Source organism: Paraburkholderia phytofirmans OLGA172, from assembly GCF_001634365.1.
Classification (GTDB): Bacteria; Pseudomonadota; Gammaproteobacteria; order Burkholderiales; family Burkholderiaceae; genus Paraburkholderia.
Genome location: NZ_CP014579.1, coordinates 2,684,907 through 2,707,350, shown reverse-complemented (window position 1 = coordinate 2,707,350; position 22,444 = coordinate 2,684,907). Strand labels below are relative to the sequence as shown.

General features: G+C 60.9%; 24 protein-coding genes and 2 pseudogenes. 13 read left to right on the top strand and 13 right to left on the bottom strand.

The window, feature by feature from the left end; translation table 11 throughout:
• Nucleotides 1–31: 31 nt before the first annotated feature.
• Entirely contained in the window at nt 32–2,320 is a 2,289-nt protein-coding gene (locus AYM40_RS32060; protein ID WP_063500008.1) for a polysaccharide biosynthesis tyrosine autokinase, read from the top strand.
• Nucleotides 2,321–2,352: 32 nt separating this feature from the next.
• Here the strand turns inward: AYM40_RS32060 and AYM40_RS42945 are convergent, their stop codons facing one another.
• A complete protein-coding gene (locus AYM40_RS42945; RefSeq protein WP_236721139.1) occupies nt 2,353–2,523 on the bottom strand; it encodes a hypothetical protein in 171 nt (56 codons plus the stop codon).
• Between AYM40_RS42945 and AYM40_RS32055 the strand changes: the two genes are divergently transcribed.
• From AYM40_RS32055 to AYM40_RS32035, 5 genes are read left to right on the top strand one after another with little or no spacing between them, the layout of a single operon-like run.
• Nucleotides 2,482–3,558 (top strand): glycosyltransferase, encoded by a 1,077-nt coding sequence (locus tag AYM40_RS32055; protein ID WP_236721127.1) that lies wholly within the window; start codon nt 2,482–2,484, stop codon nt 3,556–3,558. The genes AYM40_RS42945 and AYM40_RS32055 overlap by 42 nt on opposite strands.
• The gene (locus AYM40_RS32050; RefSeq protein ID WP_063500006.1) at nt 3,558–4,712 is read left to right on the top strand and encodes a polysaccharide pyruvyl transferase family protein; all 1,155 of its coding nucleotides are present in this window, start codon (nt 3,558–3,560) and stop codon (nt 4,710–4,712) included. The genes AYM40_RS32055 and AYM40_RS32050 overlap by 1 nt, the downstream gene beginning before the upstream one ends.
• Before the next feature lie 12 nt (nt 4,713–4,724).
• A complete protein-coding gene (locus tag AYM40_RS32045) occupies nt 4,725–6,008 on the top strand; it encodes a lipopolysaccharide biosynthesis protein (RefSeq protein WP_082855527.1) in 1,284 nt (427 codons plus the stop codon).
• On the top strand, nt 5,998–7,158 hold the full coding sequence (locus AYM40_RS32040; RefSeq protein WP_063500004.1) for a hypothetical protein: 1,161 nt from the start codon (nt 5,998–6,000) through the stop codon (nt 7,156–7,158). Before AYM40_RS32045 ends, AYM40_RS32040 begins: the two co-directional genes overlap by 11 nt.
• Before the next feature lie 44 nt (nt 7,159–7,202).
• The gene (locus AYM40_RS32035) at nt 7,203–8,144 is read left to right on the top strand and encodes a cellulase family glycosylhydrolase (RefSeq protein WP_158515367.1); all 942 of its coding nucleotides are present in this window, start codon (nt 7,203–7,205) and stop codon (nt 8,142–8,144) included.
• 8 nt (nt 8,145–8,152) lie between these two features.
• Here AYM40_RS32035 and AYM40_RS43320 read toward each other — a convergent pair whose 3' ends face one another.
• The 4 genes from AYM40_RS43320 to AYM40_RS32020 form a co-directional block, all read right to left on the bottom strand.
• Nucleotides 8,153–8,287 carry a hypothetical protein gene (locus AYM40_RS43320; protein ID WP_256390488.1) on the bottom strand — a complete coding sequence of 45 codons (135 nt, stop codon included), beginning with the start codon at nt 8,285–8,287 and terminating at the stop codon, nt 8,153–8,155.
• A gap of 37 nt (nt 8,288–8,324) precedes the next feature.
• Nucleotides 8,325–8,945, bottom strand: a complete 621-nt coding sequence (locus AYM40_RS32030) for a LysE family translocator (protein WP_063500002.1) — start codon at nt 8,943–8,945, stop codon at nt 8,325–8,327.
• Nucleotides 8,946–9,098: 153 nt separating this feature from the next.
• Complete coding sequence (locus tag AYM40_RS32025; protein ID WP_063500001.1) at nt 9,099–9,638, bottom strand: hypothetical protein; 540 nt, start codon at nt 9,636–9,638, stop codon at nt 9,099–9,101.
• 250 nt (nt 9,639–9,888) lie between these two features.
• Nucleotides 9,889–10,473, bottom strand: a complete 585-nt coding sequence (locus AYM40_RS32020) for an IMPACT family protein (protein ID WP_063500000.1) — start codon at nt 10,471–10,473, stop codon at nt 9,889–9,891.
• A gap of 163 nt (nt 10,474–10,636) precedes the next feature.
• Between AYM40_RS32020 and AYM40_RS32015 the strand changes: the two genes are divergently transcribed.
• Complete coding sequence (locus AYM40_RS32015; RefSeq protein ID WP_063499999.1) at nt 10,637–11,263, top strand: LysE family translocator; 627 nt, start codon at nt 10,637–10,639, stop codon at nt 11,261–11,263.
• A 71-nt stretch (nt 11,264–11,334) separates the two neighbouring features.
• Here AYM40_RS32015 and AYM40_RS32010 read toward each other — a convergent pair whose 3' ends face one another.
• Nucleotides 11,335–11,703, bottom strand: coding sequence for a hypothetical protein (locus AYM40_RS32010; protein ID WP_063499998.1), 369 nt, complete (start codon nt 11,701–11,703; stop codon nt 11,335–11,337).
• 277 nt (nt 11,704–11,980) lie between these two features.
• Between AYM40_RS32010 and AYM40_RS32005 the strand changes: the two genes are divergently transcribed.
• Nucleotides 11,981–12,217 carry a hypothetical protein gene (locus AYM40_RS32005; RefSeq protein ID WP_063499997.1) on the top strand — a complete coding sequence of 79 codons (237 nt, stop codon included), beginning with the start codon at nt 11,981–11,983 and terminating at the stop codon, nt 12,215–12,217.
• 174 nt (nt 12,218–12,391) lie between these two features.
• On the opposite strand, the gene AYM40_RS32000 is transcribed toward AYM40_RS32005, so the two are convergent.
• Nucleotides 12,392–12,649 (bottom strand): DUF2866 domain-containing protein, encoded by a 258-nt coding sequence (locus tag AYM40_RS32000; RefSeq protein WP_063499996.1) that lies wholly within the window; start codon nt 12,647–12,649, stop codon nt 12,392–12,394.
• A 308-nt stretch (nt 12,650–12,957) separates the two neighbouring features.
• On the opposite strand from AYM40_RS32000, the gene AYM40_RS31995 reads away from it, so the two are divergent.
• Nucleotides 12,958–14,073, top strand: a complete 1,116-nt coding sequence (locus tag AYM40_RS31995; RefSeq protein WP_063500844.1) for a sensor domain-containing diguanylate cyclase — start codon at nt 12,958–12,960, stop codon at nt 14,071–14,073.
• Between the two features lie 51 nt (nt 14,074–14,124).
• Here AYM40_RS31995 and AYM40_RS31990 read toward each other — a convergent pair whose 3' ends face one another.
• The 5 genes and pseudogenes from AYM40_RS31990 to AYM40_RS41620 all read right to left on the bottom strand — a co-directional run.
• Nucleotides 14,125–15,909: a peptidoglycan D,D-transpeptidase FtsI family protein gene (locus AYM40_RS31990; RefSeq protein WP_063499995.1), complete on the bottom strand. Its 1,785-nt coding sequence runs from the start codon at nt 15,907–15,909 to the stop codon at nt 14,125–14,127.
• A gap of 712 nt (nt 15,910–16,621) precedes the next feature.
• Nucleotides 16,622–16,708, bottom strand: a pseudogene (locus tag AYM40_RS43925) (methyl-accepting chemotaxis protein); the annotation flags it as partial.
• A gap of 80 nt (nt 16,709–16,788) precedes the next feature.
• Nucleotides 16,789–17,304 (bottom strand): metal-dependent hydrolase, encoded by a 516-nt coding sequence (locus tag AYM40_RS31985; RefSeq protein WP_063499994.1) that lies wholly within the window; start codon nt 17,302–17,304, stop codon nt 16,789–16,791.
• Between the two features lie 153 nt (nt 17,305–17,457).
• A complete protein-coding gene (locus AYM40_RS31980) occupies nt 17,458–17,811 on the bottom strand; it encodes a sugar ABC transporter ATPase (protein ID WP_181448444.1) in 354 nt (117 codons plus the stop codon).
• 185 nt (nt 17,812–17,996) lie between these two features.
• A pseudogene (locus AYM40_RS41620) lies at nt 17,997–18,119 on the bottom strand (porin); the annotation flags it as partial.
• Nucleotides 18,120–18,442: 323 nt separating this feature from the next.
• Between AYM40_RS41620 and AYM40_RS31975 the strand changes: the two are divergent.
• Nucleotides 18,443–19,015, top strand: a complete 573-nt coding sequence (locus AYM40_RS31975; protein WP_063499992.1) for a hypothetical protein — start codon at nt 18,443–18,445, stop codon at nt 19,013–19,015.
• A 184-nt stretch (nt 19,016–19,199) separates the two neighbouring features.
• Here AYM40_RS31975 and AYM40_RS31970 read toward each other — a convergent pair whose 3' ends face one another.
• Nucleotides 19,200–19,634 carry a hypothetical protein gene (locus AYM40_RS31970; RefSeq protein WP_063499991.1) on the bottom strand — a complete coding sequence of 145 codons (435 nt, stop codon included), beginning with the start codon at nt 19,632–19,634 and terminating at the stop codon, nt 19,200–19,202.
• A 240-nt stretch (nt 19,635–19,874) separates the two neighbouring features.
• On the opposite strand from AYM40_RS31970, the gene AYM40_RS31965 reads away from it, so the two are divergent.
• The 3 genes from AYM40_RS31965 to AYM40_RS31955 are packed head-to-tail and all read left to right on the top strand — an operon-like array spanning nt 19,875 to nt 22,401.
• Nucleotides 19,875–20,558, top strand: a complete 684-nt coding sequence (locus tag AYM40_RS31965; protein ID WP_063499990.1) for a CDP-alcohol phosphatidyltransferase family protein — start codon at nt 19,875–19,877, stop codon at nt 20,556–20,558.
• The gene (locus AYM40_RS31960) at nt 20,555–21,385 is read left to right on the top strand and encodes a hypothetical protein (protein WP_063499989.1); all 831 of its coding nucleotides are present in this window, start codon (nt 20,555–20,557) and stop codon (nt 21,383–21,385) included. The genes AYM40_RS31965 and AYM40_RS31960 overlap by 4 nt, the downstream gene beginning before the upstream one ends.
• Nucleotides 21,382–22,401, top strand: coding sequence for a flippase-like domain-containing protein (locus AYM40_RS31955; protein ID WP_063499988.1), 1,020 nt, complete (start codon nt 21,382–21,384; stop codon nt 22,399–22,401). Before AYM40_RS31960 ends, AYM40_RS31955 begins: the two co-directional genes overlap by 4 nt.
• Nucleotides 22,402–22,444 lie beyond the last annotated feature (43 nt).

The following is a 22,444-nucleotide window of genomic DNA, read 5'->3' as shown; positions in this document are numbered from 1 at the left end:
CAGCCGGTAAAAATACCTATCTTTATACACAATGAAACCGTTGCAATCGCCCGAAAGCGAGGCGTTAAAACAAGATGATGAGATTGACCTGATCGGGGTACTGGATGTGTTTGTCGAGTACCGATGGGTCATTCTCAAGATTTGCCTCTGTTGCCTCGTGCTTGCGACGGCATTCGCCTTTCTGTTCCCTCCGCGCTATCAGGCGGATATCTCGGTTCAGGTAGGAGACGGCAGCGGCTCGGCTGCTGCGCAGAGTTTGCTGGGCAACGTGTCGTCGCTTTTCGACTACAACTCGCCCACGTCGGCCGAGCAGCAGATCATGGCGTCGCGGCTCGTCGTGACCAGTGTCGTCGACGAATTGCGTAGCTACATTGTCGTGCACCCACGCCGGTTTCCGTTGATCGGCAATTTCATATCCGGGTTCAATGACGCTGTGATGCGTCCAGGTGTCCTGGGTATCGGGGGCTGGGCATGGGGCACGGAAAGCGCCGACATCGTTCAGTTCGATGTGCCAAAGCGGTTGGAAGGTGATCAGTTCGCGCTCACGGTGCTTTCCGGTGACCGCTACCGTCTGTCCGGTTGGGATCTTGATGAGGCCGTTACCGGTCGGGTCGGCGCGGCCGAGGTGTTCCAGACGGGCAGTGGGCCAATGACGTTGCTTGTGAAGTCGTTCAACGCCGCACCCGGCACGAAGTTCAAGCTGACCCGGAAATCCCGGCTTGACACGATCATGAGCATGCAGAAGGGCTTGGAAATTCAGGAGAAGATCAAGTCGTCGGGCGTTCTCATTGCAACCCTCACCGCAGCAGATCCAGTGTTGGTTCGGGACCAGTTGCAGGCGATTGGCCGCTACTACGTGAAGCAGAACGTCGAACGCAAGGCCGCTGAAGCGGCGCAATCTCTCGCGTTTCTTGATACGCAGGTGCCGCTGCTCAGAAAGCAGTTGGTGGACGCTGAAGCGCGCTACACGCAGATGCGAAAGAAGCAGGGCACCGTCGATTTGCAGGAGGAAGCCAGGATCGCCATTCAGCAGACTGCGGATTCCAGAACGCGGATGCTTGAATTGCAGCAGAAGCGTGATGAGCTCGCTTCGCGGTTCACGAGTTCGCATCCTGAAGTGATTGCGCTTAACGCGCAAATCGCCACCCTTCGTTCTCAGCAAAGTGCGTTTGATCGGCAAATGAGGCTCTTGCCCGACGTACAACAGGACGCAGTACGTTTGATGCTCGATGTCAAGGTAGCGACCGATCTCTACACGGCGTTGCTGAACAATGTGCAGCAGCTGAAATTGATCAAGGCAGGCAAGACCGGAAGTGTGCGCGTTGTCGACACGCCTGTCATTCCCGAAAACGTCGCATTTCCTAACCGGTCCGTAACGATCGCTGCGGGTGCGTTGCTCGGACTGCTGTTGGGTGTCGGCTTCGCGTTCGTTCACAATTTTTTGTTCGCGGGGATTGCCGAAGCGGACGAGATTGAGAGTCATGTCGGTTTGCACGTGTACGCAACGATCCCGGAGTCACGCCACCAAAGGCAGATCAATCGGAACGATATCGACCACGCTTCGGACGTTCGCTTGCTCGTTGAAGCCTTTCCTCGCGAACCGGCCGTCGAAAGCCTGCGAAGCATGCGCACGGCACTCCAGTTCGCGATGTCGAACGCAAGAAATAACGTGATCCTTATCTCCGGCCCCTCGCCTGGTGTCGGCAAATCCTTCGTATCCGCGAATTTCGCGGCACTGCTGGCAACGAGCGGAAAGCGAGTGCTGGTGATTGACGGCGACCTTCGCAGGGGTTATCTCCACGAATACTTCGGTCGACAACGCGCGCGGGGTCTGACAGACGTCATTACGGGGGCACTCTCTCTTGATGAGGTCATTCATCGCAGCGTTGTTCCGAATCTTGACTTCATCGCCACCGGTGTGCTGCCGCCTAGCTCCGCCGAGATACTGATGCACGAGCGCGTAGGACAACTTCTTGAAGACAGCGCACACGATTACGACGTGGTACTCGTCGATTCGCCGCCGGTTCTGGCCGCGGTCGACGCGGTAGTGCTAGCGGAGCACTGCGCGACAGTGATGCTCGTTGCTCGGGCCGGTCATACGCGCGTTGGGGAGTTGACGGAATCTGTGAGGCAGTTCGCGCACGCTGGAGTCGCTGTTAGCGGTGCGCTTCTCAATGGTCTCGATCCAAAGTCCGGACGACGGAGCTACAACCGTAAGAATGGTGGTTACCGATACGTGCAGTATTGCTACGAAGACCCGCGCCCTGCATTGACGACCCGCTGGCGTCAACTGCTGACCCGTCTTGGTCAGGGGCAGTGATGGAAGTCAGTACGGTAGGTAGCGCCGAGCGGTCACGGTCGGCGGATGGCGGCATTTTTTTTGGCGCATTGCAGGTTCGTCGAGACTTGGGATCGCCTCCTTTGCGGGTGGCGCTCGTGGTTGAAGCGGCCGGTGGCGGCGTAGCCGTCCATATTGCTGATATGGTGCGCGGCCTGCGCGCTTGCGGCGGCTTCGACATCCATCTAATCGTCCCGATTGGAGCCCGTTTCGACGGAGTGATTCTCACCGAGGACCTGCTCGCGCAATGCGATACGGTTCATCGTGTGCCGATGCGCCGCTCGGTCGGCAGCGCTGACATGATCGCCTTCGCCCAACTATCCAGGTGCCTGCACAGGATCAGGCCGGACATCGTTCACAGCCACAGTTCGAAGGCAGGGGCGCTCGCGCGGATGTGCATTGGACCGTGGAAGCAGGTATACACGCCGCACGCTGTCTACACGCTGAATCCGTATTTGCCGCGAGCACAACGGCGGTTTTATGGGCTGATCGAAGGTTTCCTCGGTCGTGTTCGGAGCGACCGCCTCATCGCGGTTTCCGTCGACGAAGCGGAACATTTGCGGCAGGTGTTGCGTATTCCAGCGGATCGCATCGAAACGATTTTCAACGGCGTGCCTGCGCCTGCGTTGCTTCCGTCGATTGAAGCGCGGGTTGCACTCGGTTTGCCGCATGACGCTGTTGTTGTCGGCTTTGTGGGTCGTCTGGATTTCCAGAAGGGCGTTGATCGGCTCGTGCGGGTCGCACAGTGCCTCCTCGAGCGGGGCGTGGACAACGTCATTTTTGCGGTGATGGGTCCTGGTGACTTCGGCAGCGTTTCAGGCGTGAGCGAAGAGAGCATTCCCACGAACATACGCTTGCTTGGGTTGATTCCAGAGGCACGCCGTTTTTTCTCCGCCTTTGACATCTTTGCGCTTCCAAGCCGCTACGAAGGTTTTCCCTATGTCGTCCTCGAGGCAATGGCGGCCGGCATCCCGATTGTGTCTACCCGGGTGTCCGGAGCGGCGGAATTGATCGACGCGGAACAGATCGGCTTTGTTGTTCCCAATGAAGACGACACAAACCTTTTCGCGGACGCGACGGCGGCGCTTGCCCAGGACCCAATGATGCGCGAACGCATGAGCCGTAACTGCGAGCGCGCCGTCGAGCGATTCTCAGCTACAGCGATGGTTGAACGAACCGCAAATCTATACAAACGTCTACTTATGAAGGAGACCAATTAATGCCGAAAAACACGCATGTGGTCCTCCTTCACGCGTACAGCTCGAAGAACTCTGGAGATGGCCTGCTCGTCGACCTGTCGATCGACCTTTTGAAGGAGGCCTTTGGGGAGATGACGCGCGTATCGATCATTGCTGCTGATCCGGCTTCCTTCTCCCAATACTCCGATGTTCATCCGGCGCCGGTTCTTGCGGAAGCTGGTATCTCCCGTATTGCCGGCGCGGTCAGTATGGCGCTGCCGATCGGCAAGAATAGCCGGGCGCGCGAGTTGTTGCGGATTCTGGCCTCGGCTGATCTTCTCGTGGGTGTCGGCGGGGGATACTTGCGTGCGCGTAACTACATGGAAGCCCTCAAACTGGAAGTGGGCCACCTGCTGCAGATGCGTGCAGCGTGTCTGTCGGGCAAGCCGACCGTGTACTTGCCGCAAAGCATTGGACCTTCGATGCCGGCGAAGCCGTTGCGCTCGCATCTCATAGGAATGCTCGCAGGGTTTTCATGCGTGTTCGTTCGAGATGACCGCTCGGTCTCCTTCCTCGCCTGCAACGCGAACACCCGTCGCGCGCCTGATCTGGCTGTGCTGGACTTCGAGCGGCGCAGCGCACAGATCATGGAGCGAGCGGAGAAGGCTCGCACCAGCGTGGCTCACGTGGCATTCGTCCTGCGGCGGGCGCCGAAATGGTCGATGCAGCAGCGGGAACGGTACGAGACCGCCACGCAGCGGCTGATTCAACGGTTGAGGCAGACATGCCGGATCAGCTTTGCCGTGCAGAGTAGGGGCCGAGGCAACGACGACCTGGCGTACTACCGGAGCATCGGCGTCGACGGCGACCTTATGTCGCTGAAAGAAATGCTGGCCACGGATACGCCGGACTTCGTAGTGTCGGTCCGCTTGCACGGCTCGCTCGAGTCAGTGCTGAGTGGCGTTCCTTCTTACCACCTTAGCTATGAACGCAAAGGTTTCGGTGCGTATTCCGACCTCGGACTGGACGGTTGGGTGGTCAACGCGGCTGACTTCGACCCCGAGAAAGTTGCTGCGACGATCCTGACGCCGGGTGCGATTCGCAATTTTTGGGCGAACACCTCCTCTGGCTTCGAGCGCATCCGTGTTGCACGGGAACGGATACTTGCCGAGCTCCGGGCCGCGCGAGGCTCATAGCGCGGGATGGTGATGCACCTGTTCGTCCGGCTCGCCTTTCGCATCACGTCGCTAGCGCTGAAATTCGCGCTAACGATCGTCGTCGCCCGTATGCTCGGATTCGCAGCTGTGGCCGACTACGGTCTGGCGCTCGCAGTATCGGTTGTGTCGTCCAAATTGCTCGGACTAGGATTCAGCTCCGAAATGAACCGGCGATTGAGCGCTGTGAACCCGGCAGGCGCGATTCAGGACGCGGGCCGTCTACTGCTGCTCTATTGTGCCGTCTACGCGGCGATCGCCGTCGTCGTCTTGACTGTGCACAACTGTGTGGGCTTCGATGTGTTTCGTCGAATCCCACCTGGCGTTCTCTGGGGCGTGATGTTGGTGGCCTTCTCTGAGCATATTGGGCTTGAGACGACGTCTTATGTTTTTTCGCTGCATCGGCCGCGCCTGGGCGCGCTGCTGCTTTTCATTCGTACGGGTGCGTGGGCCGGTGTCGCGATTCCTGGTTTGCTCACCGGTGTGCTCCTTTCAGTTGAAACAGTTTTCGCGCTCTGGTGCGGGGCGAACGTCATTGCCGCGCTTGCGGCATGCTGGTGCATCTGGCGTCAGAGGCGTGAGGTAGGGTTGGCGCAGCCGGTGTCGCGCAAGGTGGGCGGCGTTCGCTCAGTGTGGGTGGCGGGCTTGCCGTTCTTTGTCGCGACCACCGTACTCTCTGGTCTGCAATACGGCGAGCGATTTCTCGCGAGCAGTGTGATCTCTGCTGATTCGCTCGGCCGCTACGTGTTTGCGTGGTCAATCGCGAACGCTATCCAGACGATCGCCTATGCCACGATCGTAGTGACGGCCGGACCACGGTTGGTACGCTCGTTGAGTGAGGCCGGCGGCGACTTCAGGGCGACATTGCAAATTTCGATGCGGTCTGCCGTTGGCATCACGATGATTGCCGCTACCGCGATTCTGATCGCTTACAAGCCGATCTTCCGCGTCGCCCGCGAGCCCGCCGGTAGTCATGAACTCACGATGCTGGGCATTCTGCTGGTCTCCTTCGTCCTCCGGTCTATCGCAGACGTTTATTGGAGTGGCGCAGTCGCACTGCGCCTGGGCAAGCAGGTCGCCGTTGCAATGGCTGTCGTAGCGGCCATCAGCATTCCGGGGGAATGGATATTGGTGACGCGGCTAGGCGCAACGGGCGCGGCGCTGGCGCACCTGGCAGCGAGTACTGGGATCGTAGCGATATTGGCGTTTCTCGTGATGCGTGCCCGTGCTGTACCCGAAGCTGAAGCGGTCAATAGAGAGGTTGTTCATGCTCCGTAAGGTACTCAATACCGGCCCGCGGCTTAGCAATGGTGTCGTTCGGTTGATCGCCAGTCTTGCGATCCTGTTGTATATGACGATGTATTGGAAAGCCAGCATGTTCTTGCCTGAGTTCGTGTTCCGCGACTCAGGCAAGATTCAGTCGCAGATTGGTGGGTCAAGTACATATCAGGACACCTCTTTCGACGCGGTCGCGAAGTTTTATTCTTCGCTCGGTAATATCGGCACCAACCTTTTCGTTGTGGGTATTGGCGCCTTGTTCATCTGGCTGATGTTCGGATATTCGAAGCGGCTTGGCGGTCTGTTGCTGAATACGGTGCTGATCGCGCCGTGCGTGTTTTTCAATTTATTCGTTGCCAGCAAAGACACGCTTGTCGTTCTGATGTCTATCGCGCTTATTCTGATCGGCCGGAGATGGCGGGTGCGGAATGTCATAGTCGCCGCAGTTGCTCTCTATGCGGGGTACGCGTTGACGGTACGGATTTATTTTGCGCTGATCCTTGCGATTGCCATTGGCGCGTGGATATTCCGTCGAGCATCGCTGCGACTGAAGACGGTTCTGATCCTTGCAGTTGTGGCGGGGCTGTATATGTTGCCGGACGCCGCGTACTACGTTCTGTTGCATCCGCGCGATATGGCTGTCGACTATCTCGTCGCCGGCTCGCCCTATGGCGCGCGCACAGGTTTCTACAACCTGCTCGAGCCGAATTCGTTTGCTGCTTTCTGCGTGGACTACGTCTACGCAATCCTGAAGCTGAACATTCCGGTTCTGTTTTATCCGGGACCAAAGGAATTCCTGATGCTGGTATTCGTATGGATCGCAGTCGGCTCCGTGTTCGGTCGAACATCTGACCGCGTGGAAGGAACCGGAACGGGTGCCATAGATGTGCTCGCAAGCCTGGTAATCGGTCACATGGCGGTTTCGATGTTATTCGAGCCGGACTTGGGAAGCTACATTCGGCACCTGTCAAGCGTTGCGCTTTTTTGCGCATGGCGGCTCAACTACTTAGGGGGCAGACCAGGTTCCTGGCTTAGACCTGGTGGTCGTATGCGCGCCCGGAGATATATGTCATGTTCTGATCAAAAAATGCTCGCGTGTCTGAATTGCCTGTTCAGGCAGTCGAAGGCCCGTGCACCACGTTTCTCATGATTTCATTTCAAAGTCTATTGAAGACGGGCGTAATCGCGCTTTGCATGGTCGGCATGACCATGCAAGCTCGGGCACAACCGTTCAGACAGCGGGTTTTCGATAGCGAAGGTCCCTCAAAGATAGGTACGCAAGTCAAGGTCGAGCGCTTCACATCGACATCTGCGATGCAGATCAAAGCTGCCGGATTTAACTTCGTTCGTTTTGGCGTATGGGTGAATTCGATGCAGACCACTGAATATCAAAAGCGGGTAGCCAGCGCGTTTGCCGCTGCTGAGGAGGCGGGCCTTCCCGTCCTTCTTACGGTGCGCTCGACAATCCCTCTTGCACGGCCTTTTCAGTCGGACGAGGCGGCTCGCAATGCACAACTGCGCGACGCCGCGAAGCAACTGATTCACGTAGTGAGCAGTCTGGTTGGCACTTACAGGAGCAATGTGCTTGCCATTGAACTCTGGAATGAACCGGAGTTGCCTACATATTGGCCGACGGGCGATATCGATGCGACGTTTCCGGTATATATGCGGGAGGTGTGCGCCGGACTGAAAAACGTTCACGCATTGACGCCTGTGATTGGATTCGGCTTCGCGACGGCCCCAGCATCCGGTTCCCGCTCGGACAAGCTGTTGCAGAGCCTTCAATCATCGTCGGATCACTGCATCGACGCCGTTTCGTACCATGCATACGGAATGAGCGAACGGCAGATTCAAGACGCATCCGCGCACGTTCTTTCCCGATATGGACTGCCGGCGCTTATTACAGAGTGGGGCGTCTCGTCTGGAGCAAAGGGGGGCATGACCGGTCAGGCGGCAGACATCCAGGCTTTTCTCATGAAGCGTGCTTCGTTGAGGACACCGCTGATCTCTATCTACGAATGGCAAGACACAGTCAATGGCAAGAACGCGCGCGAGCGCAATTTTGGTTTGGTGGACGCTTCAGAGACGCCGAAGCCGGCGCTCGAAGCGGCGTTGGCAGCGCTGCGCAGGCAATGACCGCCAGCTTAGCGCGGTGGCCGCGATTTGCCGATCCGTTCGGTCAACTTGCACACCAGTGCGGTCAGGAGCATGAGACAGACGAGTGTCTCGCCCGCGATGAAGGCGAGAGCCGTACCCAGGTGACGTTGAATCTTATCCATTCGCCGCTCCAGGGCGTTATATGCAGCGGTTCTATTACTATCCCTGCCGAACCAGCAGAAAGCTCACGCCGATCGCTGCCAGAAACGTCCCGCAGCAGCGATTGAACCACCGGCGAACCTTGGCGCGAACCAGCCACTTGCCAAGGTGCATGCCAGCCCAGGAATAGAGCGCGATCGCCACCCATTCGAGTACCAGAAAGCTCGCGCCGAGCACGGCGAACTGCGGCAGCATCGGTTTGGCGATATCGACGAACTGCGGCAAAAATGCGGTGAAAACCAGAATCGCCTTCGGATTGCCTGCCGCCACGAGACACTCCTGCCGGGCAATCCGCCAGAGCGACGCGTCGTCCTGCTGGGTCGTATCGATGGCCGGCGCGTCGCTGCGCCACAACTGGATGGCAAGCCAGATCAGATACGCGGCGCCGGCCAGTTTGATCGCAAGAAAGAACCACTCGGATGCGTGCAGCACGACGGCAAGGCCGGTCGCAGCCAACACCAGCATCAACGCGAACGCGACAAGCCGGCCGGTGCCGCCGACGAAGGCTGTCATGAAGCCGTGACGCGCGGCGACGTTGATCGATAGAAGATTGTTTGGGCCGGGCGCGAGGTTGATCGCGAAGCAGGCGGGCAGGAAGAACAGCCAGGTGGTGATGGACATGACGGCTCGCACGGAGAAGGGGACGTGGCTGCAACGAATCGGGCGCGCGAGACGGCAGGCGTCAATGACGCCTCGATTCTGCGCGATTCAGCTTTTCCCGATATTTCCCCGATTGTAGCGAATCGGCGGAACGCGCCGATTGAACCCATCCGCTCAATTCACCGATTTAACGAAGCCCGGGTCGCTGATCAGCGCATCGACGCTCAGCCTGACCGTGTCTTCGATGGCAATGGTGTTACTGGTGAATTTAGGCGACTTCTGCCGGACCGTCTTGACGGTTGAGAACACCACTTTCTGGGTCGCGGCATCGGTCACGATGTAGCGCATTTTCAGCGTCCAGAATGCCGGCGACCGCGCATCGTCGACCGTGAACGTCTCGATGCTGCCGCTCAGAACCTTCCCGCCTTCAGTGAGATGGAAACCGGCGATCCGCAAACTGCTTGCGACGCCGTTGCGCACGGCCTCGTTGATATCGGTTTTTAGCACGATGCCGGTCATCGCGGTGTTTTCGATCCGGTTCGGCGAAACCTGGCCGTTGCGAGCCGGCATGTACACGAAATCGCTTGCGGGGGCGACGCTGAGCCAGCCGGTGGAATGCGCGGCCGCGCGCGGCGGGCTATTCAGGCCGAACCACGACCAGGAGCAGGCGGACAGCATCAACGGCAGTGCGACGGCGCCGCAACCCTTGAGCACAGCGGATCTCAGGGCCGGGCGCAGGGGGCCGAGCGATTGCCGCAGAGACTGACGCTGTTGCGGCGACTCGGGCGCTGTGCTGGAAAAAGCGTCGGTCGAGGTCAGAGGAGTTGCCTTTCAAGTTGAGTCATCGCGGTACAGAGCATCATGGTAACAGCGAGCCGATCCTGTGCGTTTCCTGAACCGGATCAGGGGCCGGAATTTTCGAACGATTGAAACAGCCTCGCCCTTCGCGGGGAGGGCCGCACGATCAAAAGAAACCGGCTTTGCCCTGAGTCATATCCACCAAGGCTAGCCGGGCATCGTCTACTGCGGTGACGGGCAGCCGGACAGTCATCTTCACCAGCATCCCGTAGGCGCTGTCCACGAGTCCGTAACCTTCAGCCTCGATCCATCTGCGCACTTTCGCTTCATCGGCGTAACTCACTTCGACGATCAGCGTAACCTGAGCAATCCGTTCCACCCGCGGCGCGTCCAGCAGAGCCGAGGCAATCGCGTCGGTATACGCTCGCACCAGCCCACCGGCGCCCAGCTTCACGCCGCCGTAATATCGCACGACGGCCGCCAGCACGCCGTCCAGATCGTGATGCCGCAGCACTTCGAGAATGGGCCGGCCCGCGGTTCCGGACGGCTCGCCGTCGTCGGACATGCCTGACTGGCCACCTGCCAGCAGCGCCCAGCACACATGCGTCGCGCCAGGATGCTCGTTGCGCAGACGCCGCAATTCGGCCATCGCGGCATCGCGGTCGGCGACCGGTATCGCATGCGCGATGAAACGGCTCTTGCGAATCTCGAGTTCCGCGCAAAGCGGCGCGGGCAAGGTATAGGTGGGCAAGGCAAAGACTTCAGTGAATGAAAAATGCGGGCCTCATGCAGGTCTCATGTGGCCCTGTGCCCACCATGGTAACGGATCGCCGATGGGCGATCCGCGAATGTCTATAATCGTCCGCTAAACGCGTGCCGGTCTGCTGAATCGGGCGCGCCACTCAGGAGACGACATGCTTGATCTTTCTACGCTAGGAGCGTTCGTTGCCGTTGTTTTAGGGCTCTTTCTGATTCCCGGTCCGGCCGTGCTGCTGGTTTTGACTCGCACGGTGCATGGTGGGCGCAAGGCCGGCATTCTCACGGGTCTTGGTGTCGCAGTTGGCGATTTCATACACACGTTAGGCGCATCGGTCGGGCTGTCGGCCTTGCTGATGACGTCGGCACTCGCCTTCAATGCGGTGAAATTCGTCGGCGCCGCGTACCTCGTCTATCTGGGCATTCGCGCGTTGCGAGAAAAGCAGGCGAGCGCGCATCTGTCGGCGGTCGCGCCGGTTTCCGCTTCTAAAGCCTTTTTTCAGGCGATCCCTGCCGAAGTGTTGAATCCCAAGACCGCGCTGTTTTTCCTCGCGTTCCTGCCGCAGTTCGTTCGCCCTGAGCACGGCTCCTCATTCCTGCAGTTCACAACACTCGGGCTGATCTTCGTCGGCATGAGCGCGCTTTATACAACGCTGATCGTGCTGACCATTCGTCCGCTGGGCAAACTCGTCAGGCGCCTGACATGGCTTAGCCGCTGGCAAAACAAGTTCATCGGCGTGCTGTTCATTTCGCTCGGCCTGCGCGTAGCGACGCAAACGCGCTGACCCAGCGGTACTGACTCAACCGCGCGCTGTATTTTCGTTCGGACGCGCGGCGATACGCTGGCCTGCCCGCGCTAGATATTCCGGCGCTGCCGCCTCAGGCGGCCTTCGCGTGCGTATTCCATCTGGCCCTGGGTGCGCACGGCGAGCCTTTCCTGTTCGGCGCGGCTTATCTGCCGCGTATCGTCGATATCGCCAACACGCAGCACTTCCTGCGCAATCCGTATGCGTAGCGTCATTAATGGTTCGCCGCGCTCCACTAGTGTGCGGTCGGTGGCACGCGCCTGCTGGACGCCGCTGTCGATCAGGTTGCGCAGTTCAAGCAGCGTGAGCCGCTGGCGTTGGATCTCGAGGATGAGCCGCTGGATGGCCTGCTCGTCGCGCGTGCGCCACCAGGCGCGCAGTTCGGCGAGCGTGGGAGGGTCGAAGGGAGGAAGGCGCATTGTTCAGACGAAAAATACCTGTATATATGTACAGTATATCCCGTCCTTTTACGGAAACGCGTAGAGCGCGTTGACCGGCTTGCCCCCCTGCAACAGAGGAAACCGAACGGCGCGGGCGAAACACCTTCCGCCTAGCGTCCACGTCCCTTCGCTGCGGCTTTGCCCGTTGCAGGCACAGGCGACGCGCCCGCACTGCCGCATATCAACGCCCCCCCGCAACCGCTGTCGCCCGCAGTGATGCGCGCGAGTCGCCCGCGCGAGCGCGCAACGCGAGGTTGTGCAGAATCGCCGACGCGAGTTTCGCGAGGAGCGGCGCTTGCGCATCGGCGGCCAGTTCGCCCGTGGCTTGCGCCAGCAGGCGGGGGCGCAGGCTGGGTACATTCAGGTCGACACGAAGTCGAAACAGTTGTCGGATGGATCGGACTTCCAGGCGTTCTGCAAGATCATCTGGCGCGAAGCGAGTATCTGCTCGACGCGTTCAGTGTGGGCGACGCCTATCTGGTCACCGTGCTGAACTGGGCGTCGTATGGCGGCATCGATCTGTCGCAATGGCCGGCAGTTGCTGAGTACTACAAGCGATTGATGCAGCGCCCGAGTGTCGCAAAAGCCGCTGCGGAAGAATTCGCGTTGTTTGAGGAAGAAGTGGCAAAGCGCGCGCAAAGCCGAGAGCAGGTTGCCGGCTGCGCGATTAGTCGTCGCCTTGCTGGCAGAAGCGGCGCCCCGGAATGTGCGACACCACTGCCTGTGCGATTTCGAGTGGCGTGCTTTCAGCGGGCACCACGCGGCGGCTCGATTCGGGGGTGTGTTTCATGGTCCATTCGACGAGTCTGTACGAGCGTCCCCAAAGGGGTTGTAAGGGGGCCGAGACCTTGCACGAGTGGATCTGGCGCACCCATTCGTTGCCGGGCATCGCGCGCAAATGCTCGAATACCGTGTCTTCCACCATCGTTTGACTCCTTCTTCGCAGGCATGCTGTCCATCTATCGGCGCGTCGGCGACATCCCTCGAAAAAAAGCGCCGCCAATGTTCTGGCGGCTCAACAGGGGATGTTGTGCGGCATAGTTACAGGTAAGAATTAAGCCAAACTTAAGACCCCGCTCAAAATCCCCGCGTTGGGTCGCACTGCCTGATCGCTTCGTTGAGCTGCTGTTTTGCATGCCCGGCGATCCAACCCTCAAGACCTCGCGGAATTGGCCGTTATTACAGCGATTGGGGCTGCCGACCCCGCTCCGCCTCCGCGCCCGCATCGATAACGTGACGAATCTCGCTCAAACGCCGCTTTCAGACCGCCTTCGCGCGCTCGTCGATACTGTGCAGCACAACGAGCGCACGCTGCGCCGCTTCCAGAACGTCGAGTTGAGGTTGATCGGCGCACGGGATTTCGCGTCGTTTCTCGACACGCTGTTCAGCCATCTGCCGCAAGCATTCTCGCTGGCGAGCGTGGTGTTGTGGCTCGACGACCGCGCGCCGATGTTGCTCGAACTGCTCGAGCCGGGCGCGTTGGATGCGATCGACCAGCCCAATCTGAGAACGTCGCGCGAGGGTGGTCTCGCCGCCCAGGGGCTATGCGACGAGGGACGGCCGTGGCTGGGCAAGCTGGGCAAGCTCAATGAAACGGCGCGCCGCGCGTTCTTCGGCGACGCTGACACGCCGGGGAGCGCGATCTTGCTGCCGCTTGCCGCCGGCGACACCGTCAGCGGCTATCTATGCCTCTGCAGCGACGATCCGGGGCGTTTCGCTGAAGGCATGGCCACGGATATTCTGGAGCGCTTTGCGAGCATCGTGACAGCGAGTCTCGACAATGTCGCGCATCGCGAGCGGCTCAAGCAACTCGGTATGACCGATTCGCTGACCGGCCTTGCCAATCGCCGCTACTTCGATGAACGGTTGCGCGAGGAGCTCATGCGCGCCGTCCGGTATGGCGTACCGGTCGCGTGTCTGTTCATCGATGTCGACAGTTTCAAGCGTATCAACGACACCTACGGACATCAGACCGGCGACCGCGCTCTGGCGGCGGTGGCGGCCTGTGTGCGACAGCAGGTGCGGCTGGGCGATACCGTGGCGCGCTATGGCGGCGAAGAGTTCACCGCGCTGCTGCAAGGCGATCGGACCGATGCGCTGACGGTGGCCGAGCGCGTGCGGTGGGCTGTCGAAAAGCTGGATTTGCAGGACGACCACGGCGAACGCATCGCGTTGACCGTGTCGATCGGCGTAGCAGCGCGCACGATTGCCGGTACACCGTCCGACGCGGCCGTGCAGGGCCGCGCGATGATGGAAGAAGCCGACCGGGCGATGTACCAGGCCAAACGCAATGGCCGCAACCGCATCGAGGCGCTGGTGAAAGCGGGCAGCAATAACGCGCCACGCTAAACCTGCGCTGCTGGAACAGTGCAGCGTGATTAACGGAGCAGCGGGGCCTTCTCACGCATCCGGCGGCACCCCCAGCAGTTGCAGCGCTCCACCCGTCACCGCTCCGAACACCGGCCCGGCCACCGTCCCGCCATAGAACGCCTTGCCGGCCGGGTCGTCGATCATGACGGCGACGATCAGCCGTGGGTCGCTCATGGGCGCCATGCCGACAAACAGCGCGCGGTAACGGTTTTTCGCGTAAGTCGCGCCGACCTGTTTGCGTGCTGTGCCGGTTTTGCCGCCGATCCGGTAGCCTTCCACTGCCGCGGCTCGCCCTGTGCCGCCAGGGCCGGTGGCCATTTCCAGCATCGAGCGGATCGCGCGCGCGGTGGCGGGCGTGGTGACCGCATGGCCCTTGCCGGTGGCCTGCGCCGCGCCACTTGCACCCGCGTTCCCGTCCGCGTTCCCGTCCGCGTTTTTGTCCGCTTCTTTGTCCGCTTCTTTGTCTGTACGCAGCAGACTCACGCGATGCAGGGTGCCGTCGCCGGCATAAGCGGTGTAGACCTGCGCGATCTGCAGCAGCGAAGTGGACAGACCGTAGCCATACGCCATGGTTGCCTGTTCGATCGGGCGCCAGCGTCTGAACGGGCGCACCTTGCCCGACGCGACACCCGGAAAGGTCAGTTCGGGCCTCAACCCGAGCCCGTATTCCTGATACTTGTTCCAGATCTTTTCGGCGGGCAGATTCAGTGCGAGCTTGGCGAGCGCGATATTGCTCGACTTCTGCACGGCTTCGGCAACTGTCATCGCGCCATGATTCGACGTGTCGTGAATCACGGCCGGGCCGATCTTGTACCAGCCCGGTGCAGTATCGATGACGCTTTGCGGCCGCACCTTGCCCTCGTCGATCGACAGCGCGACGACGACCGGCTTGATGGTCGAGCCCGGCTCGAAGGTGTCGACGACCGCGCGATTGCGCAGCTGCCGGCCGGTCAGACGCGCGCGGTCGTTCGGATCGAAACTCGGATAGTTGGCGAGCGCGAGAATCTCGCCGTTGCGCGCATCGAGCACGACCACGCTGCCGGCTTCGGCGTGATGTTTGGCGATGGCGTCCTTCAGTTGGGCGTAGGCGAGTTGCTGAATGCGCCGGTCGATCGTTAGATGAACGGTGTCGCCGTTCTGCGCGGGCACGAGCGGCCGGGTCTCGGACACCACCCGGCCCAGACGGTCACGGATCACTTCGCGCTGGCCCGGCACGCCGAGCAGTTGTTCGTTGGCAGCGAGCTCGACGCCTTCCTGGCCGTTGTCCTCGATATCCGTGAAGCCGACCACGTGCGCCGCCGATTCGCCTTCGGGATAAAAGCGCTTCGAGTCCGCGATCTGTGTGATGCCGGCGAGGCCCAGTTTGTTCACGTGATCGGCGGTGCCGGCATCCACCTGGCGCTTGAGCAGCACGAAGGTCTTGTCGCCGCTCAGACGCCGGCGCAGTTCCGCCAGCGGCAGGTCGAGCAGCTTCGAAAGTGGCGCGAACGCCGCTTCGTCGAGTAGCTTCGGGGAGGCCCAGATCTCATAGGTCGCGAGGCTGACGGCGAGCATCGAGCCATTTCGGTCGACGATGCGCCCGCGCGTCGCATCGAGTTCTAGCGTGCGCTGATAGCGTTTTTGCCCCTGATCGACGTAGAAGTCCTGATTGACCACCTGGACCCAGAACGCGCGTCCCGCCAGCGACGCGAACGCGCCGAACACCAGCAGGACGACAAGTTTCGAGCGCCACATTGGCAGGCGCGCGGCCAGCAACGGGTTCTTCGCGACGGGCGCGTACGGATCGTGCGACTGCGATTTCTTCTTTTGGATCATGAGTGCGGGTAACGAACAGCAGTGCGAGGGCGAAAAACCGGCGGCGCCGGTGGCCTGTTGCGCGTGACTGTCGAGCGTGCTCCTCGAACGAAAGCCACACGCGCGTGGCGTGCAGTGGGATTAGCTGGCGCCGCTCGAATCGGCGGCGGTGAATATCTTGAGTTGCCGGTGACGCAGCCATTTGGCGCTGGCCGCGGCAATCGACGCTGCCCCGATTGTAATGAGAACGTAATCTGGATGCGAGATCCATGCAAGGGGATCGTGGCCGGGCGGCACGTCGTGCACGGTGTCGCCCGCCGAGCACGGTGACGGTGCCGGCGAAACACAGGCCGAATTCGGCGATGCCTGATCTGGCTTAATCGGGTTGCGGGATCGGGTAGGGCAAGCGGTTGCTGAACGGCGCGGCTTCGCCTTCGCGGCGCAGACGGGCTGTGGCCGTAACCGCAAGGCGTAGTCACAGCCACAGGCGGCCACAAAAAAGCCGCGCGGAGTTGAAAAATCCGCGCGGCTGGTTCGTTCGATTGATGCGTCGACTCCGACGCGGCGTGTTAAAGAGGCGCTCTCTGCCTGTAGAGCGCCTTCTCTTTCTCTGCCTTTCCTCTCCTCGCGCCTCGCTGCCTGAATCGAGGAGCCTGCGGCCTCAGGCCGGCAGCGCAAAGCTCGAGATCGCCTCGCGCAACACGCCCACCTGATCCTTTAGCGAATGGGCCGCGGCAGCGGCTTCTTCGACGACGGCATTGAGCGCCAGGAGGTTGGTCTGGAACGCGATGCCGTCGATTACGCCGATGATGTCGCCGATCGGCTGGTGATTTCGCCCATCGTGCGGACCACGTCGCCGACGAAGCCGCCGCCGTCCTTGCCGCCGTCCTTGCCGTAGAGCTAGCCCATTCTCAAAGCCCGTAAAACCGAAACCCCGTGCACACCATGTAACCAGACATGCTCACCAATAAACCAGGCCGCAACCCACGAAGCCGCAACAACGATCAAATCACAGTGCCCGCTATTCCAAAGATTCAAGGAATGCCGTCCGGCAACCCACGGCACCCCCAAAGGATTGGGCCAATCGGCCAACAGATGCATCAGCCCACCACAAGCAAAACCAAACCCCGGCGCAGCATAAACAGACCGCCCAAGCCAATGATAAGAAACCGCGAGCAACGCGACCCACCCCACCCCCCAATGCGTCAACGTACGATGCGTGATCCACAGCCTTCGCGCGCGCGACCACCAAGCCACCTCCAGCCAGTCCGGCGCCGTACTCCCTGCCACCCCGGCGATGAAACTCAAGAACACGCCGATATGAAACGAACCGCCGCCGCCGACGCGCGCGACAACAGCCGCGGCGATGACGCCGGCTGCGAACCCAGTCGCGTGATGTGCTTTGTTGGATGCCATCGAACCTCACGACGCAGCGCGCCGGATAGAAGCTAAAGGGCGGCTATGTTCGCAGATGAACAGATAAAAAAATAGCCGACACGCGATATAAAAAATCGCGCATCGGCGTGGCCTTCAGTGTTGTTCTCAAAACGCAGCCGCGCGACCAAAAACTCAGGTCGCGCAGCGCGCAATATCGAAGCGCATTTCCGATTCAGGCGGGTCGTCTGGTGCATTCGCGGGATGTATCACCTTGATGACCGAGCCGGCGTTGAGCGGCGTCAGCGTAACGAAATATGAGTTGTTCGAATCGGAGCCGACGGCGATCTCGGTCGCGTCGCCTACGCGCGACATCCGCACGCGTGACAGCTTGCTTTCAAGGCAATCGGCGATATAGGCAGGGGCGCGCTGCGAAGACACGTACATCATCGGTTGGGATGCATCGTGGGCGGGGCCGCCGGAGGAACCGCAGGCAGCGAGAAAAGCGGTAACGGCAGCAGCGGGAGCAAGCAGAAGAAGTCGTTTCATGGTCAGATCGTCGGCGTCCCCGGTCGTGCGCGGGAACTTGGGGCGCGGGCGAAGCGCGACGCGATTGAACGCAACGCCATGCTTCGCGACGAAGCCGCCGTTCGACCGCAACGACGTTACGGCAAGGAAGGCAGCCGGCCTTAGTATACCCACGGCGCGCTTGCGCCGTCACTATGACTACGTCGAGCGTGCTGGTACGCGCCTTCCACGTACACGTCGGTACGCCTGCTCAGCGAGTAGTCGCCTTGTAGCGACGCCATGTGCCACTTCGGATCGCCCGAGCCATTCGAACCTGCCGTCAGGCAATCTTCCATTCATTCAGTTTTCTGCAATGCACTCTTCCAATTCGGATGGTCTATCTCGGCGAATTACGGTTCTACAATTCACTTCACACCCCTGACCAAGGGTGTCTTTTTCATTTCTTCTTTATACGCGGCTTTCGGGCCGCGTTTTTTTGCGCTTTTATAATCGATTTGTAAGTTCCCGCGCATAACGAAATACATCACTCCGATTGGCGAGGAGCTTGCCCCGGCTTGTCCGTTCGTCAGGGGGCCGCATTCGGCGTGTGCGGGACGGGTAGAATCGCAGGCTTGAGATGTGTTTCCGCCCCGCGAACGTGAGTAAACCTGTAATGACCGATACCCCCCTTCCATCGTCCGACACCGCTGCTGACTCCACGACGGAAGGTGCGCCCGAAATCCACGAAACCCCGCACGAGCACCTGGACGAAGCGCAGCCCGAAATTCAGCACGAAGCGCGTCTGTGGCGCGACGACGGCTGGACCGCGCGCGTCATCAAGAACGAAGACGACGAAGGCTGGGCCGTCGCAATGATCAAGGACGGCGAAGCGGAACCGGCGCTCGTCGGTCCGTGGACGATGGGCCGCAACAAGAAAGATCCGAAGCCGCTCGACACGTCGGCGTTCAACACACTGGTGAAAACCGCCTCTGAGGTGCTGCGCCGCCATGAGCAGCAACTGCGCGCCCAGTTGCATAAAGAAGTGCGCGTGGCCAGCGCGGACGGCAATGACGAACTCGACATCACGCTCGACATCGTCCCAGACGAAGACGAACCGTACGCGCTGCTGACCGCGCTCGACACATTTGGCGAACAGCTCGCGCAAGTGCAGGTCGCGCCGAACTTCAAGCTGAGCAAGGCGAGTGCCGCCGCGTGGGTCGAAAACGAATTCCGCCGTCCGGGCTAGACCGGTGATGCCTGGTTTAGCTAGCGAAATGCTAAACACAATCTTGCTAAAGCCTGCCAATTTGCTTTCGCACTCGCTGCACAGAATCCTCGCAGGACCGCTTCGGCACGACGGTCGGGTATCTGACGGGGGGCCGGCGGGGATCAAACTGTAGGGGCGGCGTGGGGCAGCGCGGCCGGCCGTCTCAACTCCGCTTGCAGAAAATCGCCGTCACGAGCGGCGCCACCCGATGGACGATCGCTGTGCTGCCGGCCGCGGTGACCGCGTTCTGGACCTTTGATTCGCTACCAAACACCACGACACCATAGGCCGAGCGGGCCAATGGTTCACCTTTGCCGACGCGAAACATCGGATCGTCTTTTTCGTAGCCGACCACCGCGAAAACGTGAAAGCCGAATGCGGTCAGGTCGGCGCCCTGCGTCGGCGAAAACGCATTGATGGAGTTGCTTTCGACCCGCGTCGGTTTCGGGTCGATCAATTGTTGCTCGACGAGGTCGGCAATGAACTGATGACCGCTCTCATTGCAGACCAGCGGCGCATCGAGGGCTGCGGCGTGGCTAGTGAGCGGCAGTGCCGCGATGGCCAGAGCAAGGAGTACAGAAGAAAACAAGCATTTCATAGGCGTGAATAGCGACCCGCGTTCGATGTAGTGTGTTCGCAACGGGCGGCGGCCGGGTGTCGCGACCCGAAGGACGTTGCGTATCGAAAGGATCTGGCGTGACAGGCGCAACTGGGTTCGCACTTTAACGTGATTTGGCATATTTTGCGCGGCGCCTGGCACGCAGCGGCAACGACGGATCCTTAAGAAAGCGTTAAGGAAGGAAGCAAGCTTTCACGATCCCGTATATATTTCCGGGTTATGAATTCGCGACAACAAATTCCATTGAACGTTCCGACCCCCAGAACATGGGACGCGAGGCTCGCCCGCCGGCTTGTCACGCCGCTCGTCAACACCTGGGTCACGCCGAACCACTTGACCACGCTGCGCCTGCTGATTGGTCTGGCTGGCGCACTGTGCCTTGCTCACGGCGGATTTGCCTGGGCCAATGCGGGCGCCTTTCTGATCGTCCTGTCGAATTTCGTCGACCACACGGATGGCGAACTCGCACGCATCGGCGGCAAGTCGAGCCGGATCGGTCATTTTTACGATCTGGCTTGCGACGCGCTCGTGACCGTCATGTTGTTCGTCGGCATGGGCATCGGTACGACGCATGTCGGCTCGTTGAAAGTTGCACCCGGATGGCTCGGTGCCGTGGCGGGCGTTGCAGTCGCATTGATTTTCTTCCTGCGCATGCGCATCGAGGATATGGCGGGCAAGGCGGGTACAAAGCAGGCGTCGGTCGGCGGTTTCGAAACCGAAGACGTGCTGTATCTGCTACCCATCGTCACGCTGACGGGCGTCGTCATGCCGTTCATCGTCGTTGCGTCGATCGGCGCGCCGCTCTTTGCCGCCTGGGTCGTGGTCGACTACTGGCGCGTCGCGCACCTGGCGGCCGCTCCCGCCAAGGCGTCGGAAACCAGTCAAATGTGGGCCAGCAAATGAGTATGCACGCCGAAGACGACGTGATCGCGCCAATCTCAGTTGAACGTTCGTCGGCCTCTTTGTCGGCCATGCCGGTCGCGCCTGCGCCGAATGCCGGGCGTGCCGTTGCGAGCCGCACGCGCACGTTCGACACCCCGCGTCTCGTCAGGGATTTCGCCGCTCAGGACGCGTTCCTGTATCTGGAAGATTTCCTCGCGCCTGAAGTCACCGCCCAGCTCGTCCAGAGCGCGCGGGGTCTGCTCGACGAAGTGAACCGCAACTATCTGCCGGGCCACAAGCAGGGCGGCAGCGTAAGCCGTCATACGATCGACCGCCTCGCGCCGTTCATCGCCGAGCTGTATCGCTCGAAGGAACTGATCGGCTGGCTCGAGCAGCTCAGCGGCGACAAGCTGCAGGTTTCGCCCGCGGACGATCCGCACGCGTATGCGCTGTATTACTACACGCGTGCCGGCGACCACATCGGCTGGCACTACGATACTTCCTACTATGACGGCCGCCGCTACACGCTGCTGCTCGGCGTGATCGACGAATCGTCGTGCCGGCTCGATTACGAATTGCACACGCGCAATCCGGACGTGCCGGACCAGCCGGGCTCGGTACAGATTCCGCCAGGCGGCCTGGTGTTCTTCGACGGCGACAAGCTGCGTCATCGCATCACGCCCGCTGGCGCGAATGAAATGCGCGTGTCGCTGACTTTCGAATACGTCACCAACCCGAACATGCGGCCGTGGCGCCGTTTCATCTCGAACATGAAGGACGCCATCGCGTACTTCGGTTTCCGCCAGGTTTTCCGTCAGATGACCAGGCGCGGCAAGGACCTCGCATGACACGCGCGGCCCTGATTCTGCTGTCGATCGGGACGGCGCTTTTTGTCGGCCTGCTCGCGTGGCAGGGTTTCGGTTCCGTCGCCGCGGCGCTGGCTGCGGCAGGCTGGGGGCTCATGCTGGTCGCGGCGTTCCACCTCGTGCCGCTGGTGCTCGACGCCGGCGCCATCGCGCTGCTGTTCCAGCGCCGGCGCGACGGCGTGCATCACGCTGTGACGCTGCGCGATGCATTGTTTGCACGCTGGATCGGCGAATCGGTGAATAGCCTGTTGCCGGCCGGCCAGATCGGCGGCCCCGTGGTGATGGTGCGGCAACTGTCCCAGCGCGGTATGCGCATGCGCGATGCGGCCGCCGCCATCACCGTCAGCACCACGATGCAGGCGCTCGCGCAAATCGTTTTCGCACTGTTCGGGCTGCTGCTGTTCGGCGCTTACGCCGCGCACGGCGCGCTTCACGATCTGCGAATCGCTACGCTTATTGCCACTGGCGTGCTGGGCGCGATGATCGCTGGCTTCTATTACGCACAGCGGCGTGGCCTGTTTGGCCGTCTGCTGGGCGTGGTCTCCAAGGTGTTCGGCAAGCGCGACTGGTCGTCGCTGATGACGCGCGCCGAAGCCGTCGACGCCGCCGTGCAGGCGATGTACCGCGAGCGCGGTCGCGTTGCGGCGAGCTTCGCACTGAGTCTGGTGGGCTGGATCGTCGGCACGGTCGAAGTGTGGCTCGCGCTGCGTTTTCTCGGCCATCCGGTCGGCTGGGTCGATGCACTCCTGCTCGAAAGTCTCGGGCAGGCGATTCGTGGCGCAGCGTTCATGATCCCGGGCTCGCTCGGCGTGCAGGAGGGTGGGTATCTGCTGCTTGCGCCGCTCGTGGGTCTGCCGCCGGATGCGGCGCTGGCATTGTCGCTCGCCAAGCGCGCGCGTGAAATCCTGCTGGGTTTGCCGGGGCTGCTGGTTTTGCACTTCAGCGAACGAAGCTGGCAACGGCGGCGCGCCACGGCGCGCGTGCCGGTTGCCGATTAGGCTGACGCTTAGGTTATCAATTAATTTCCGAATTTTTTCAAAG

Excerpts from the sequence above, each read along its gene's own strand:
- AYM40_RS32060 (WP_063500008.1), top strand. The coding sequence starts at position 32 with ATGAAACCGTTGCAATCGCCCGAAAGCGAGGCGTTAAAACAAGATGAT.
- AYM40_RS32055 (WP_236721127.1), top strand. The coding sequence starts at position 2,482 with ATGGTGCGCGGCCTGCGCGCTTGCGGCGGCTTCGACATCCATCTAATC.
- AYM40_RS42945 (WP_236721139.1), bottom strand. The coding sequence starts at position 2,523 with ATGGATGTCGAAGCCGCCGCAAGCGCGCAGGCCGCGCACCATATCAGC.
- AYM40_RS32050 (WP_063500006.1), top strand. The coding sequence starts at position 3,558 with ATGCCGAAAAACACGCATGTGGTCCTCCTTCACGCGTACAGCTCGAAG.
- AYM40_RS32045 (WP_082855527.1), top strand. The coding sequence starts at position 4,725 with ATGCACCTGTTCGTCCGGCTCGCCTTTCGCATCACGTCGCTAGCGCTG.
- AYM40_RS32040 (WP_063500004.1), top strand. The coding sequence starts at position 5,998 with ATGCTCCGTAAGGTACTCAATACCGGCCCGCGGCTTAGCAATGGTGTC.
- AYM40_RS32035 (WP_158515367.1), top strand. The coding sequence starts at position 7,203 with ATGGTCGGCATGACCATGCAAGCTCGGGCACAACCGTTCAGACAGCGG.
- AYM40_RS43320 (WP_256390488.1), bottom strand. The coding sequence starts at position 8,287 with ATGGATAAGATTCAACGTCACCTGGGTACGGCTCTCGCCTTCATCGCG.
- AYM40_RS32030 (WP_063500002.1), bottom strand. The coding sequence starts at position 8,945 with ATGTCCATCACCACCTGGCTGTTCTTCCTGCCCGCCTGCTTCGCGATC.
- AYM40_RS32015 (WP_063499999.1), top strand. The coding sequence starts at position 10,637 with ATGCTTGATCTTTCTACGCTAGGAGCGTTCGTTGCCGTTGTTTTAGGG.
- AYM40_RS32010 (WP_063499998.1), bottom strand. The coding sequence starts at position 11,703 with ATGCGCCTTCCTCCCTTCGACCCTCCCACGCTCGCCGAACTGCGCGCC.
- AYM40_RS32000 (WP_063499996.1), bottom strand. The coding sequence starts at position 12,649 with ATGGTGGAAGACACGGTATTCGAGCATTTGCGCGCGATGCCCGGCAAC.
- AYM40_RS31990 (WP_063499995.1), bottom strand. The coding sequence starts at position 15,909 with ATGATCCAAAAGAAGAAATCGCAGTCGCACGATCCGTACGCGCCCGTC.
- AYM40_RS31985 (WP_063499994.1), bottom strand. The coding sequence starts at position 17,304 with ATGGCATCCAACAAAGCACATCACGCGACTGGGTTCGCAGCCGGCGTC.
- AYM40_RS31980 (WP_181448444.1), bottom strand. The coding sequence starts at position 17,811 with ATGAAACGACTTCTTCTGCTTGCTCCCGCTGCTGCCGTTACCGCTTTT.
- AYM40_RS31975 (WP_063499992.1), top strand. The coding sequence starts at position 18,443 with ATGACCGATACCCCCCTTCCATCGTCCGACACCGCTGCTGACTCCACG.
- AYM40_RS31970 (WP_063499991.1), bottom strand. The coding sequence starts at position 19,634 with ATGAAATGCTTGTTTTCTTCTGTACTCCTTGCTCTGGCCATCGCGGCA.
- AYM40_RS31965 (WP_063499990.1), top strand. The coding sequence starts at position 19,875 with ATGAATTCGCGACAACAAATTCCATTGAACGTTCCGACCCCCAGAACA.
- AYM40_RS31960 (WP_063499989.1), top strand. The coding sequence starts at position 20,555 with ATGAGTATGCACGCCGAAGACGACGTGATCGCGCCAATCTCAGTTGAA.
- AYM40_RS31955 (WP_063499988.1), top strand. The coding sequence starts at position 21,382 with ATGACACGCGCGGCCCTGATTCTGCTGTCGATCGGGACGGCGCTTTTT.